Here is a 13913-nt window from a genome sequence, read left to right as displayed (position 1 = left end):
ATGCTTCGCAACTACTTCAAAACTGCCTACCGCAACCTGGTTCGTCACAAGGGGTTCACGTTCATCAACATTGCCGGGCTGGCGCTGGGGCTCACGGCCTGCCTGCTCATTGGCCTGTTTGTGTATGATGAGCTGCAATACGATATGTTTGTGCCGGAAGGAGACCAGGTATACCGCATCTACGACGAGGTAACCAGCCCGGATGCGGACGAAACTGTACTCCCCACGTCGCCTATGTTTGCCACCACGCTGGACGAGAACTTTCCGGAAGTGGAGCAGACGGTGCGCATCCTCATGCAAACGTTTGATGGGCAGAACCTGGTAGAATGGGGAGAGAAGCGGATGTATGAGCAGGGCGAGTTTATTGCGGATCCGGGCTTTTTCAAGGTCTTTCCGCTGCCATTCAAGTATGGCTCCCCCGAAAAAGCGCTGGATGACCCTTCCTCCATTGTGGTATCAGATAAATTCGCCCAAAAAGTATTCGGCAACATAGACCCTGTGGGGCAGAAGCTAACAGTAAATAAGCAGCCCTTTTTAGTGCGGGGCGTTTTTGAAAACAATCCGAAATTCCACCTGCCGGTTAACTTTGTCCTGTCGCTGGAAGCAGCGGAGTTCCCCCCGGAGCGCATGAAAAACTGGGGCTGGCAGCAGTTCTTTACGTACTTAAAGCTCCGCAAGGGCACCGATCCAGCCTTTGTCCAGTCCAAGTTCCGCGATATTGTGAAGCAGCAGATTGACCCCGCCACCAACAAGCCCTATGAGTATAAACCCTTCTTTCAGCCACTGAGCCAGGTCTACCTCTACTCGGCCAGCTTTAAGTATAATATGTTCAAGAAAGGGAATATCACTTATGTAAAGGCACTCAGCATCATTGCCATTTTTATTCTGCTCATCGCCTGTTTCAACTTTGTAAACCTGGCGACGGCTAAGTCCATGCAGCGGGCCAAAGAGGTGGGCGTGCGCAAAGCCGTAGGCGCCAGCCGCAGCCAGCTGATGCTGCAGTTCCTGGCCGAAACCGTGCTGCTTACGCTGATCAGCGTCATCTTTGCTGCCGCGCTTACCTCGCTGGTGCTGCCGTCGCTCAATGCGTTTACTGGCAAAGAGATGAGCTTTAATATTTTTACCCATCCGCTGCTGCTGTTGCTCCTGCTCGGCCTGACCTTAGTCGTTGGCATACTGGCGGGCTTCTACCCAGCCCTGGTTTTATCCGGTTTTAACCCGGTGCGCGTGCTGAAAGGAGCGGTGGTGAGCGACAGCCGGATCGGCAAAGTGCAGTGGCTACGCCATGGGCTGATTGTGGTGCAGTTTGCCGTGTCCATCTTCCTCATCGTCAGTGCTGTGGTGGTGTTCCGGCAGGTGAGCTACCTGCACAACAAAGACCTGGGCTTTAACCGTGACCAGATCATGTTCTTCCAGATGCGGGGCGACAAGATGTTTGAAAGCTACGAAACCTTTAAACAAGACCTGAAGCAGCTGCCGGGCGTAGCAAACGTGTCGGTGGGGTACGGCTTTCCGGGCGATGCGACAGCCGGCGATGGCATTACGGTGCCCCGGAACGGGGAGAAGGTGCCGCATCATGTCACGCAACTCATGATCGACTATGACTATCTGAACACGCTGGATGTGAAATTGGTGGCAGGGCGGCCCTTCTCCAAAGCCTATAAAACCGATACAGACCACGCGTTTATGATCAACGAAACGGCCGTGCGGGAGCTGGGCTACGGCTCGCCCGAAAAAGCGCTTGGCCAGACACTGTTCTGGAACGTGTGGAGCGATACCAACCCCGACTCGCTGAAAGAGGGCAAGATCATTGGCGTGGTGAAGGACTTTCACTACAAGAGCCTCTATGATAAAATGGAACCCACCGTGCTGCAGATCTACCCGGACGCTTACTGGAAAGTGGCGGTGAAGATAAAAGCCGGCAACATTCCCAGCACGATTGACCAGGTGACGAAAGTATGGGACAAGTATGCGCCCGATTACCCGATTGAGTACATTTTTATGGACGATAACTTCCAGAAGATGTACCAGGCCGAAGACAAACTCAAGTCGTTGCTGTGGATCTTTACGGGTGTGGCCATTTTTGTGGCTTGCCTGGGCCTGTTCGGGCTGGCAGCCTACGCGGCAGAGCGGCGTAAAAAAGAGATCGGCATCCGCAAAGTGCTGGGCGCCGATACGTCTACCATCGTGGCGCTGCTCTCGAAGGAGTTCCTGAAGCTGGTAGTGGTGGCAGCCCTGGTTGCTTTCCCGGTGGCCTGGTATTCGATGCACGTCTGGCTGCAGGATTTTGCCTACCGCATCAGCATTCCAGTCTGGGCCTTTGTTGCTGCAGGATTAGTAGCTGCCCTGGTCGCTTTTATAACCATCAGCTACCAGGCCCTAAAAGCGGCCACAGCCAACCCGGTGCTCAACCTGCGGACGGAGTAACACTTATAACCTATGAAAATAAAGCGCCCTTCCGGTAACTGCCGGAAGGGCGCTTTATTTTGAAAACAGTGGCGGGAAAGTCTTGGCTTGTGTTTACTTCTTCCGTTTCGATTTCCCTTTCTTCGCCTCATACCTGTCCGTTTTGATTTGCCTGAACGCCTCATTGGAAACGGTGACGACATAAGTGACGGAGGAAAGAATCGTTACCTGCTCTGCTTCGTCGTAAACGGTGGTGACAAAAAGCGCTTTGTTTTCATTGCGCACATACGCGTCGCCTGTTTTATCATATACATCAAACTCGAATTCGCCTTCTTCCAGGTGCGCCTTGTTGGAGCGGGCCAGGCAATCGCCGGTGATCACAAAGGGCACATCCAGTTCATCCACAAACTCAAAGGGCTGGTAATAACGCCCATCTTTCTTGTGCGTCAGGTACTCGATCTGGTCCACCTGTATTTCAATCGGCTGGTTCTTGTTCTCTCTTTTCTCTTTGATATCCCGCAGGTTTCCTGTTAACCTCATACTTGCTGTGTTTATATACTTCCGGCCAGAACAATGCCCTGACCAAGCATTTTACTTTTATACGCTTGCCACGAAGATAAGCAGGATATTACGAAAGCGTGTAAACTAAGAGGGAAGCCAAAGTATAAAAGCTGCTATACTTAAGCGGCTACGGCTTTTGAACCTGCAAAGCTGCTCCAAAAGCAGTCGGAGCAACTTTGCAGCACCTTAAATTAGTAGGCGGTATACTTCAAACTTATGAACTACACGAGAGCATGGAGCAGCCGGCTTTCTGACTGGCCCATTCCGGCCGTTTTTCAAAGAAAGTATCATCCTTACAAGTATAAGGTGTTTTCAAGGCTTCCTGCAGTTGCAGGAACAGCGTGTTCTCTCCGCGTTCCAATTCTTCGATAGCCTGGTGCAGCAGGTAATTCCGGAGAATGAAGCGCGGATTGGCCGCACGCATACGCTTTTGTGAGTCCTCCCGTTTGATAGTATTTGTATTTAGTCGTGCCAGGTATGATTGGATCAGGGTATAAAGCAGTTCACTTTCAGCGGGAGTCAGCTCGTAGTACAAGCTGGGGTTGAAGTAAGCCGCCACCTCCTGCGCATCCGCCATGTAGAGCGGCAGGTCGATGAGCAGTTGGTAGAAAATAGTCATATCGGGCTTCACAGCAGCAAGCGTATTTTCAAACTGCGTGATCAGGTCGGTATCAGCGGCACTTACCTGGTCTAGCCCCAGTTTATTCCCCATCATGGCGTAGTACTTGCTCCAGTAGCTGTCTTTGTACCCGTCGAGCGCTGCCACCAGCTGGTCTTTTTCTACCAGCGGCAGGAGGGCACCCGCCAGGCAACCCAGGTTCCAATGCGCTACACTGGGTTGCCGGCTAAAAGCATACCTTCTGCCCGGCAGGTCGGTGGTGTTCGGCGTAAAATCCGGGTCAAAGTCATCCAGAAATGAATAAGGGCCATAGTCGATGGTAAGGCCCAGGACAGACATGTTATCTGTATTCATCACGCCATGCACAAAGCCGACCCGCTGCCACTCCACCATTAAACCGGCGGTACGATCCACCACTTCTTTAAACCAGCGCAGCACCTTATCCTCGCCCTGCAGGTGCGGGTAGTAGCGTGCAATGGTCCAGTCTACCAACTGGCGCAGGTGGTCTGTTTCCTTGCGGGCATTCAGCATCTCGAAGTTGCCGAAGCGCAAAAAGCTGGGCGCTACGCGCAGTACGATCGCCCCTGGCTCGTGCGCGGCATTGCCGTTGTAAAACATGTCGCGCAGCACAGGCTCTCCGGTGGTAACTAAGCTTAGCGCCCGGGTGGTGGGCACGCCGAGGTAATGCATGGCTTCGCTCATCAGGTATTCCCGTACCGACGAACGCAGCACGGCCCGGCCATCTGCCCGGCGGGAATAAGGCGTAGGACCCGCGCCTTTGAGCTGGAACTCGCATACTTGCCCGGCGGCTGTTTCCCACTCACCCAGCGTTATGGCCCGGCCATCGCCGAGCTGCCCGGCCCAATGCCCGAACTGGTGCCCGGCATAACAGGCTGCATACGGGTGCATAGTCGCGGTTACAACATTTCCGGCCAGCACATCGATCTCCTGCTGCCCGGTTGGTTTTTGCAGCCCAAGTTCGGCTGCCAGCTCTTCGGACCAGGCCAGCAGCTCAGGTTTTTTAACTGGCGTCGGGAGGGCTTTGCTGTACAACACGCCTGGTGTTTGACGTGGGTTCCGGTCGCCGCTCTTATCGCCTGCAAAGGTGTTTACAAAGTCGTTTTTATATTCTTTTGAAAGGAGGCTTTCCATCTTATCCGTTTAAATTAAAGCGATGCCTGCCAGGCGATCGCGATTTCATTCCAGGTATTTCTCGTGAGTAACACAACCTGGGGCAGAATGGTTGAGGTAGACAAAGATGAAAAAAAGAAAGCAGGTATGTGCTTCAGATGCTAAAGTATGGGTGCTAAAAAGTAAATATGAATGAAAGTTGATCGCTGGAAACGCGGGTCCGGCAAACATCACCGCTGCTGCTTTTAGGAAAGCAGCAGCGGTGATGTTATACTTATTGCTAATTAATTTAGTAAAAAGATCATGAATACGCCACTTTTTAAAAACCGAAGCATAAGTTTTGCGTATCACATTAGTATAAAAAAGAAATAGCTTATGAAATTGCATATAAATGAAAAGCCATTCCTGCCGGAAGGCCGGCATGTTGTCACTGTTACAGAAGTGGAAGACGGACGAAGCGAGAATAAGGACGTACCGTTCATTAACTGCCGCTTCGAAAATGAAGATGGGTTTATCAACCAGCGTTTTTATTTGAGCGAACCTGGCCAGCCGATCCTGGCAGCTTTCCTGAAGGCCACCGGCATTGAAAAAACCGACGTTGACTCAAAGGAGTTGAAAGGTAAAACGTTATCGATAGAAGTGGAGGAGCGCTCCTACGAAGACGCTAACGGCAAAGAAAAGACCATTAAACAAGCGTCACATTTCGAAGAAGCTGGTCAAGCTAATACATCTGACAGATTTTAGCACAGCCTACCATAGAAACAAAAAAGGAGCTCAGGGCTCCTTTTTTGTTTAGAAAGGGGAGTAAGCGGGCAAATGCCTGCTGCAATTTGCCGTAGGAATAAACATGTTTATACTTAAGTGCAGAAGATTAGATGGCAGCAAGCAAGCAGTATAAAACAGGCCGGTTAACAGCCCGACCAGGAGACCCGGTGAGCAGCCAGGAGATAACAACAGGTGTATCGCCCTTGTATATAGATGGGAAGAAAAGCGGGTATCGCTACATCTCCCGGCAGTACCGTTCCGATCGTCCTGCGGCACTGGCGCTCGTGCTGCACGGTGCAGGCGCACCGGCGGAACAGGGGCTGTCGCTCCTCCAGCGGTATGCCGAAGAAGAAAACATTATTCTGATTGCCCCGGCTTCTAAAGCTTATTCCTGGGACATCATTGCCGACAAAGCTTATGGGCAAGATGTGGCGGTTATAGACCGGGCACTTGCCCTTGTGTTTGCGCAGTATACCCTTAACCCTGCCCGGCTCGCCATCGGAGGCTTTTCAGATGGTGCATCGTATGCGCTGAGTCTGGGCTTGACAAACGGAGACCTCTTTACGCATGTGATCGCTTTTTCGCCGGGCTTTGCCTATGCCCCGGAGAAGTATGGCGCTCCCTTCATCTTTGTATCGCATGGCACTCATGATCAAGTATTACCCATTGACTCCTGCAGCAGGCGCATTGTCCCGCTTCTGCAGCAGCAGCAACTAGCCGTCACCTATACCGAGTTTGATGGAAAGCACGAAGTTCCGGCTGCTATCGCAGCCCGTGCTATAGCGTGGTTTACCGGCAACAGCCAGACCAAAGTATAAAGATGCCCGGTAATAGTTTGCTATAGTGCGGGTTCTGTCGTTTATTTGGTAGCAGTTATTCCAATTGTGTTTGGCGCACCTGCTGGAGTACGTTTGAGCAGTAGCACGTTAGCGAACTATTTTGCAGTAGATTTGTAAAACGGCTACCTGCAAAACAATACGAAGCTGACCGGAAATAGCATCATGACATCAACATCAGGAATAATTCTTCAGGGAGAAACAGAGAAGCGCCTGCTGAAGGCCCTCCGGCAGGGCAGGCAGGAGGCGCTGAGTCAGTTGTATGATGCCTATGCACCGGTACTGATGGGGGTGATTTCCCGTATTGTGCCGGACAAAGAACTGGCCGAAAGCGTGTTGCAGGAAACGTTCGTCGCCGTCTGGTCGCGCATTAACCTGTACGATGCGGCAAAGAGCAGCTTTCTCCTGTGGGGGCTCACTATTGCCCGCAGCATGGCGCTGGACATGCTGGCAACCAGCCGCGCAGCTGCTAACTCAGAAAAACCGGCTCCGGCAGGCTCAGAGGATCCGGAAGAGGGTAAATTACAGCACCTGAATGCCCGGCAAAATATACCTTGCCAGCTAGCACCCCAGGAACAGCTACTGTTGGAACTATTGTACCTGAAAGGCTGTAACTGCACCGAAGCCGCAGCAACATTGGGCATGACCGAAGCGAGATTAAAAACAAGTATAAAACAGGTATTTCTACATTTAAAAGCAGAAAGATCAGCATGAAGGACCCTATCGCAGATTTTATTCAGTCCGGAGTATTGGAGCTGTACGTGATGGGGGCTACAACACCGGAAGAAACTGCCACCGTAGAACAAATGGCGGCGGCACATTCTGAGATACGGCAGGAGATAGAGGCCATCAGCCTGGCCCTGGAGCACTACGCCCTGGCGCAGGCTGTAACACCCCGCAATGTGGTGAAGCCGCTGGTGCTGGCTACCATCGATTACATGGAGCGCATGCGACAGGGAGAACTGCCGGTGGCGCCTCCTGTGTTGACGCCGGATTCTCGTGCGGAGGATTATGCCTCCTGGCTGCAACAGGCAGAGATGGTGCTGCCCTCCGATGCGGATGATATTTACGCCCGCATCATTGGCTATACGCCTGCTGCTACTACGGCTATTGTCTGGATCAAAGACAAGGCTGATGATGAAGTGCACGAGGACGAGTATGAGCGCTTTCTGATTCTGGAAGGTACCTGCCGGATTATTGCCGGAGAAGAAATCTACCACCTGTCCCCCGGCGACTATTTTGAAGTGCCGCTCCATACCCCACATATGGTAGAGGTTACGTCTGATGTGGCCTGTAAAGTGGTTCTGCAGCGCCTGCTCGTTAACTGATCCGGCACGTTTCCGCTACTTTATACTTCGCTGACTTTACAGAGGCGGTATGATTATAGAATTTATACTGCTGTTTGTAGCGGCGGCTGTAGAATGCATGATGTGTACAGCAGCAGCCGAAATAGAACCGGCAGCTTTAGCTGTTCCTGACAAGTATAAACAGGCTATCCGTTCCTCTTGAAACGTGGAGTTTTTTTCCGGTTTAGGCTACGCGCAGGTAAAGGCCTTTCTGCAAGCTCGTCCGGATCTGCGCTTCCGAGCGGTAGTATGAAAGGAAATCGCCCCTGCGACAGATAATGGTTTTGGGCTCCTGCACCACCACCACTTTGGCTCTTTTCCCAACTGTCAGGATGCCGATACCACGTTTCTTGCAAAGCTCCAGCAGGTAATCGCCCAGGTAGTTGTTCCGGAAGCAAAGGCTGCTAACGGAGAGCCCAAGCCATTGCTGGTCTGCCGGCTGTTTCTTTAGCTCCTCCACCATTGTTTTGACCTTTCTTTTAAGCCATTTCTGCTCCAGAATTGAATGAACTATAAAGCTAGCTAAAGCAAGGGCAACCGACAGAACTCCTGCCCACAGGCCGGTGTCCGTTTGTGCTCCCCAATAAAAACCGGCGGCAAAACCAGCGAACGCTGTCATAAACCGCAACTTGCTCAGGCCGTCTTTTTTGTAGGTAACCAGCAGCGTTGCCAATTGCGCAGAGGGGTCTAGTTTAAGGGAAGCTATAAAGGCGTGTTGCTCTTCTACCTGGCAGACAAAAATGCCGCTGGCAATATGACCCTTTTTTGTCTGCTGCTCTTTTGCAACATACAATTTCTCAGTTTGGTATAATGTACAATAATACTTGTTGAGGTAATCAAAGGCAAAATCCTCTATTTTACTTTCTTTCAAGGCAGGCATAACCGATTGTTTTAAGCTATATACCCAGCTATGAAAGAAGTATGCCAGTTGGGGAGCAAGTCACCTTAACAAGGACTTACTATATATAATTAATATTATACTTATGCTGATCTTGAGCGTTTTACATGTTAAATAAAATTAGGGAAGTGCGCAGGAGGAAATGTGAAAAAGGAAATAGAATATTGTTCTGTTCCTATATTGGGAATTAGATTCCAATATCTAAAATCGGAGCAATATACCTAAGCAAGTATAGCCGCAACTAATAGAAATTGAAAAAGTGCTATACTTTAAGCAAGCCGCTTCTAACCGGCTTGAACAGAACTGGCGCCGGTATTTGCCTTTGTGCTGTCTAGCTTTTTCCGGTAGGAGCCTCCAGGTGCTGCAGCACATCGCTTTCTGGACCAGCCAATGCATCCTGCAGGTCGTGGTCTTCAATCTGCTGGCTAACCTTGCGTGCCTGCTGCACCAGCGCTTGAAAAAGGCGGCGGTGAATTTTCTTTTGCGGCAGGTATTCCGGATGCCATTGTACCCCGATCATGTAATCCAGGGTGCTGTGCTCAATGCCCTGTACTACTTCGTTAGGCTCCCTGGCTACAATTTCGATGCCGTTGCCAGGTGCTTTAACTGCCTGCTTGTGGAGCGCGTTTACCTGCAGCTGGCGTGTGCCCAGCACTTTCTCCAGCTTGCTGCCCGGCTGTATAAAAACCTGCTTCACCGGGAAAATGCTGGCCCGGTTTGGCTCCTCCGTATAAAAGGTATCAATGCGCTGGTATAGGGTGCCACGGAAGTACACGTTCAGCAGTTGTGCTCCACGGCAGATCCCCATCACCGGCAGGTCTTTTTTCACAGCCTGGTCCAGCAGTTGCAGCTCCAGGTGGTCCCGGGCACGGTCCAGGCCGAAGGTGAGTTTGCGGCTTAGTAGTTTCCGTACAAAGAACAAGGCCGGATAGTATAGCCAGCGGGTAAAATGCCCGATCCGCTGCCAGAAGCTTTTATGCGGATGCTTTAGGGTTTCCTGCAGGTAGCTGTCAATAAAATGCTCGCGCTCATAGGTGCAGGGGTCTACATCAGCTCCGCCACCAATGATCAGGGCCTGCAGGCCGTCGGCAGTGCGGGGGCGGGCAGGGGTGATGTGCACCGGCTTGCCTCCGGCTAGTAATACCGCAAAGGCCGTAAAAAGCCAGGCCGCTTCGCCGCCTTTGTCAGGGCCCGTAATGCCGATGGTGGGCCTGCCGCGGTTGATCTTATGTTGCTGCTTCAGGATAGCCATTCTTTTGTTCTCCTGATCCATTTGGTTTCGAACCCGATAAGAGTCTCTTTTTTAAGGGCCAGGTACTCCTGGCTCAGCTCCGCCGTCATATCCTGGTCAGATGCCAGTTCCTCTATCAATACCCAGTGGTTCCATTCTTCGGCCAGCGTCCAGTTGGGCAAGGCAATGGAGCTGTTTGGCAGCCGGTAATGGAACGTGTCCCGTGGCTTTACCTTACCCAGATTCTCAAACTGCGCCACAAGGTCTTCTTTCAGAGCAGCAAACAATGGATATATGTCCAGTGGCCGGTTGCGGTCGGGGTTATGCGTATGATAGTCCCGGATAAATGTTTCCAGGTCCGGCTGATAAGCGGCGTCCAGAACCAGGTTGGTGTAAGCTGCCGGGTAGGGATTAATGAACGGGCTGAGCTTGCGCGCCAGGTCTGTTTTGCCAAGTTGCAGTAACCAGGGGTAGAGCACCAGAAAAGCTCTCAGGTACTGTAGCAGCGTTGGGGCATCGAGGCGGGGTGCTTCCACGTTGATATGCGTGCCAAATGCATTGGTCGGAAAATTTTCTGTTCCTTCCGCTTTGTGCTGATACAGTGCTTCCCGCAATTGCTCGAGTTGCTCCAGTTGTGTACACGGCACCGGGGGGCAGGCGATCTCATAAGGAAATACTTTGCCAATGATATTTTCAAGCGCACTTTCTACCCCATCCTCCAGGGTGCCGTTTCCTAGTTTCACATCTTCCAGCTGGATGTTAAATGCTTCGAAGGCTTTTTTGTAGCGCTTTTCTGTGAGCAGGGTCAGGTCGAACTCCACAGTAAAATCGCCCAGGCTGGTGCCTGTTACCTGCTGCTTAAAGCGGCTCTCTTTCTGCACTGTTCCTCCATATAAGGCCCGGATCAGCTCCACTGATTTATCTATCCCCACATTAGCGAACTCCAGCTCAAAACCAACGGTGCGCACGTTGCCTTGCTCGTTATACAGTATAGGAGGCTGTTTGAATGGCATAGTTTTCAAATCTGATGTTTAAGTAGAACGTCCGTGGCAGCATACGGTTCTGCTGGCAGGTTAAACTTTCTGTAGGATTATCCAGCCTCCCGCCAACAAAATGCCATAGGTATACACGTAAGCTCAAGAAGGAGAGCCCAGACGTGAACGCCCTCTTAAACCTCAACCTGGTGCACGTGGCGCAGCTTACGGTCGTGCTATTCTTACATGTAGGAGATAATAGCAGGCTAGCTGCAAAAACACTTACTTTCTCAACCTAGCTCCCGCCTTTTGGGTAAAGACTATAGAAGTCCTTTTGCATCCAAAAACAGCTGCTCTTGATTCTCAGAAAACTTACCTTTCTCTTTTTATTTCTAAGTATAACCGCTTGCTCCAACAGGGAACTGCACGAGCAGGGCCTTGTCACCGATCAGGCGATGGTAGTAACAGCGCACCCGCTCGCTTCGGCAGTAGGGGCGGAGATATTGCGGCGGGGCGGCAATGCCGTAGATGCCGCTATAGCCGTGCAGTTTGCGCTGGCGGTTGTGTACCCCGATGCCGGGAACATCGGCGGGGGTGGCTTTCTGGTGCTGCGGCAAAAGGATGGCTATACGGATGCACTCGATTACAGGGAGAAAGCGCCTGCTGCGGCTACCAAAGCCATGTATCAAACAGAAGCAGGGGAGGTGATCCAGAACCTGAGCCTGAAAGGGCATCTGGCCGCTGGGGTGCCTGGCACTGTTGACGGGATGGTGCAGGCCTATCAGAAGTATGGCAGTTTGCCTTGGGCAGAGCTGGTGCAGCCGGCTGTTATGTTGGCAACGAAAGGCTTTCCCCTCACCCAAAAAGAGGCACAGAAGCTGAATGCGGAGCGGGTGGAATTTTTAAAGTATAACAGCAAGCGGCCCGAATTTATACTTAGCGAACACTGGCAGGAAGGCGATACACTTCGGCTGCCGGACCTGGCCCACTCGCTGGAGCGGATCAGAGACAACGGCAGAGCAGGCTTCTATGAAGGAACAACGGCAGACCTGCTGGTGGCTGAAATGAAGCGGGGCGGGGGAATTATCAGCAAAGCAGACCTGAGTGCCTACCATGCCGTCTGGCGGAAACCCTTGGCGGCGCAGCTGAAAAACTACAAAGTGATCTCCATGCCACCTCCTTCCAGCGGCGGCATCGCTTTGATCCAACTGCTGACCATTTCGCAGCATTACCCGCTACAGGACTGGGGCTGGAACACGGCTAAATCAGCACACCTGATGCTGGAAGCGGAACGCAGGGTATATGCCGACCGGGCCAGGCACTTAGGGGATCCGGACTTTTACGACGTTCCCCAGGCAGGACTGCTGGATACCGCTTATATCCTGAGCAGGATGAAGGACTTTTCTGCTGAAAAAGCGACCAGCAGCCAGGATGTGTCGGCAGGCACACCTGCACCTTACGAGAGCCCGCATACGACCCATTACTCGATTGTGGATGCTCAGGGGAATGCCGCTTCGGTGACTACCACGCTTAACAGTAACTTTGGCTCGAAGGTGTTTGTGGCCGGAGCCGGGTTTTTACTGAACAATGAGATGAATGATTTCAGTGTGAAGGCCGGCTATCCTAACAGTTATGGGCTGGTAGGAGGCGAGGCGAATGCCATTGCACCCGGCAAACGCATGCTGAGCTCCATGACGCCAACAATCCTGGAAAAAAACGGCCATTTATACATGGTGATCGGCGCAATGGGAGGTTCTACCATTATCACCACCGTTTACCAGATCATTCTGAACGTAACGGTGTATGGATTTCCGATGCAGGGCGCCGTAAATGCCGGCCGTTATCACCACCAGTGGAAGCCGGATTGGGTGCTGTCGGAGTGGGGGGCGCTGGGCTTTGGCACTGGATTACGGCTGTGGGCCATGGGGCATCGGATCGTGCCGAAACCGAGTGGCGGCATTGGCCGTGCAGCAGGTATCCTGGTATTGCCCGATGGCAGACTGGAAGCAGGCGCCGACCCCAGGGGAGACGATGCGGCCGCAGGATTTTAAATGCGCCGCATGCAGTAGCGAACAGCACCAAAACCAAAAGACTTTATGTTATACTATGTAGAGGCTGGCCCGGTGGGCTCGCCGGATTTATAGATGTGCAGCAGCAGGTCCTGCTTCGGGCTACCATCCAAGTTTCGGATCTGATAAGTAAATCCCCCCTCCTGAAAGACTTGTTTAAAGGCTGCAAAAGCTGTAGCGCTTTCCTGAGCGGCAGGATGGTATTCAATCAGGTATTGTGTAGGGATAGCCAGAACACCAGCAGCCTTCAGTTCTTGTACAATGTCTATTTCAGCTCCTTCTACATCAAGTTTCACCAGCTCCGGCGTATACCGCCTGATATATTCTGAAAGCTTCTCTACGGGTACTTTTATTTCCTGTAACAAACTGTTCTTTTGAAAGGAGGCGATCAAACTGCCTTTGACTTCGCTGGTATAAAATGATAGTTCTCTCCGATGCTTTCCTAAGCCAATGGGCACGAGGGTAACGTTTTGCAACTGGTTGCTGTGGATGTTTTGTCGGAAGAGCGCACAGGCGGTCGGATTTGGTTCAAATGCCAAAATAGTGCTCCGGGGATAAAGGTATTTGAAGTATAAAGCGCTTATGCCAATGTTTGCACCACCATCAATAATCAAAGGCGCTGGTGTTTCCGCTTCAAAATAATAGGATTCGTACAGAAAGATTTCGCGGAATAAAAAAATGAGAGCAGAATAACTGTATGCCTGTAAGCGAAGGCCAAAGAGCTTTACCTGCACCGTTGCCGTTTGCTGTGGCCGTAAACGCTGCTTGATAAAAAGCTTACATAAGACGGAGAACGCCTGAGCCTTTTCTGCTACCGAAAAATGCTTGTTCTGATTTGCTTCTCGAAATAAACTAGCCAGGGTGAGGGGAGCACGCAGGATAAAGTTCAGCATAAACCATATTTTGAACGTGCAAGTTAGTCCTGTTACAGCTAAAATACTACTATAATACATCCTGCCGCAAACCCACAAAATGAGCCAATGCAGCATCCAATCTCGCGCTTATATACCTGTTATGAGGCGATCACTATGGCATAGGTTACCTAAGCTGCTTTGTCTGCAAGTTGTCCAGAAATCC

The 13913-nt window shown here is 51.5% G+C and carries 12 protein-coding genes; 6 read left to right on the top strand and 6 right to left on the bottom strand.

The window, feature by feature from the left end:
- Nucleotides 1-2427, top strand: coding sequence for an ABC transporter permease (locus ABDW72_RS15255; protein WP_347159453.1), 2427 nt, complete (start codon nt 1-3; stop codon nt 2425-2427).
- A 93-nt stretch (nt 2428-2520) separates the two neighbouring features.
- Here ABDW72_RS15255 and ABDW72_RS15250 read toward each other — a convergent pair whose 3' ends face one another.
- The gene (locus tag ABDW72_RS15250) at nt 2521-2946 is read right to left on the bottom strand and encodes a hypothetical protein (protein WP_347159452.1); all 426 of its coding nucleotides are present in this window, start codon (nt 2944-2946) and stop codon (nt 2521-2523) included.
- A 235-nt stretch (nt 2947-3181) separates the two neighbouring features.
- The gene (locus ABDW72_RS15245; protein WP_347159451.1) at nt 3182-4738 is read right to left on the bottom strand and encodes a protein adenylyltransferase SelO; all 1557 of its coding nucleotides are present in this window, start codon (nt 4736-4738) and stop codon (nt 3182-3184) included.
- Between the two features lie 354 nt (nt 4739-5092).
- Here ABDW72_RS15245 and ABDW72_RS15240 point away from each other — a divergent pair, with 354 nt between their 5' ends.
- The 4 genes from ABDW72_RS15240 to ABDW72_RS15225 all read left to right on the top strand — a co-directional run bounded on the left by ABDW72_RS15240 (nt 5093) and on the right by ABDW72_RS15225 (nt 7646).
- A complete protein-coding gene (locus ABDW72_RS15240) occupies nt 5093-5461 on the top strand; it encodes a hypothetical protein (RefSeq protein WP_347159450.1) in 369 nt (122 codons plus the stop codon).
- Nucleotides 5462-5592: 131 nt separating this feature from the next.
- Nucleotides 5593-6300, top strand: a complete 708-nt coding sequence (locus ABDW72_RS15235; protein WP_347159449.1) for an alpha/beta hydrolase — start codon at nt 5593-5595, stop codon at nt 6298-6300.
- Between the two features lie 183 nt (nt 6301-6483).
- A complete protein-coding gene (locus ABDW72_RS15230; RefSeq protein WP_347159448.1) occupies nt 6484-7032 on the top strand; it encodes an RNA polymerase sigma factor in 549 nt (182 codons plus the stop codon).
- A complete protein-coding gene (locus ABDW72_RS15225; protein ID WP_347159447.1) occupies nt 7029-7646 on the top strand; it encodes a cupin domain-containing protein in 618 nt (205 codons plus the stop codon). Before ABDW72_RS15230 ends, ABDW72_RS15225 begins: the two co-directional genes overlap by 4 nt.
- A gap of 202 nt (nt 7647-7848) precedes the next feature.
- On the opposite strand, the gene ABDW72_RS15220 is transcribed toward ABDW72_RS15225, so the two are convergent.
- The 3 genes from ABDW72_RS15220 to ABDW72_RS15210 form a co-directional block, all read right to left on the bottom strand.
- Complete coding sequence (locus ABDW72_RS15220) at nt 7849-8544, bottom strand: hypothetical protein (protein WP_347159446.1); 696 nt, start codon at nt 8542-8544, stop codon at nt 7849-7851.
- 349 nt (nt 8545-8893) lie between these two features.
- Nucleotides 8894-9835 carry a gamma-glutamyl-gamma-aminobutyrate hydrolase family protein gene (locus tag ABDW72_RS15215; protein WP_347159445.1) on the bottom strand — a complete coding sequence of 314 codons (942 nt, stop codon included), beginning with the start codon at nt 9833-9835 and terminating at the stop codon, nt 8894-8896.
- Nucleotides 9802-10806: an amidoligase family protein gene (locus tag ABDW72_RS15210; RefSeq protein ID WP_347159444.1), complete on the bottom strand. Its 1005-nt coding sequence runs from the start codon at nt 10804-10806 to the stop codon at nt 9802-9804. The genes ABDW72_RS15215 and ABDW72_RS15210 overlap by 34 nt, the downstream gene beginning before the upstream one ends.
- A 416-nt stretch (nt 10807-11222) precedes the next feature.
- Here ABDW72_RS15210 and ggt point away from each other — a divergent pair, with 416 nt between their 5' ends.
- On the top strand, nt 11223-12818 hold the full coding sequence (ggt, locus tag ABDW72_RS15205) for a gamma-glutamyltransferase (protein ID WP_430438158.1): 1596 nt from the start codon (nt 11223-11225) through the stop codon (nt 12816-12818).
- 53 nt (nt 12819-12871) lie between these two features.
- Here ggt and ABDW72_RS15200 read toward each other — a convergent pair whose 3' ends face one another.
- On the bottom strand, nt 12872-13729 hold the full coding sequence (locus ABDW72_RS15200; RefSeq protein ID WP_347159442.1) for an FkbM family methyltransferase: 858 nt from the start codon (nt 13727-13729) through the stop codon (nt 12872-12874).
- Nucleotides 13730-13913: the final 184 nt, after the last annotated feature.

It is taken from the genome of Pontibacter chitinilyticus, from assembly GCF_039748935.1.
Taxonomy (GTDB): Bacteria; Bacteroidota; Bacteroidia; order Cytophagales; family Hymenobacteraceae; genus Pontibacter; species Pontibacter chitinilyticus.
Note: the sequence above shows the minus strand (reverse complement) of the source record. Positions and strands in the feature narration are given on the sequence as shown.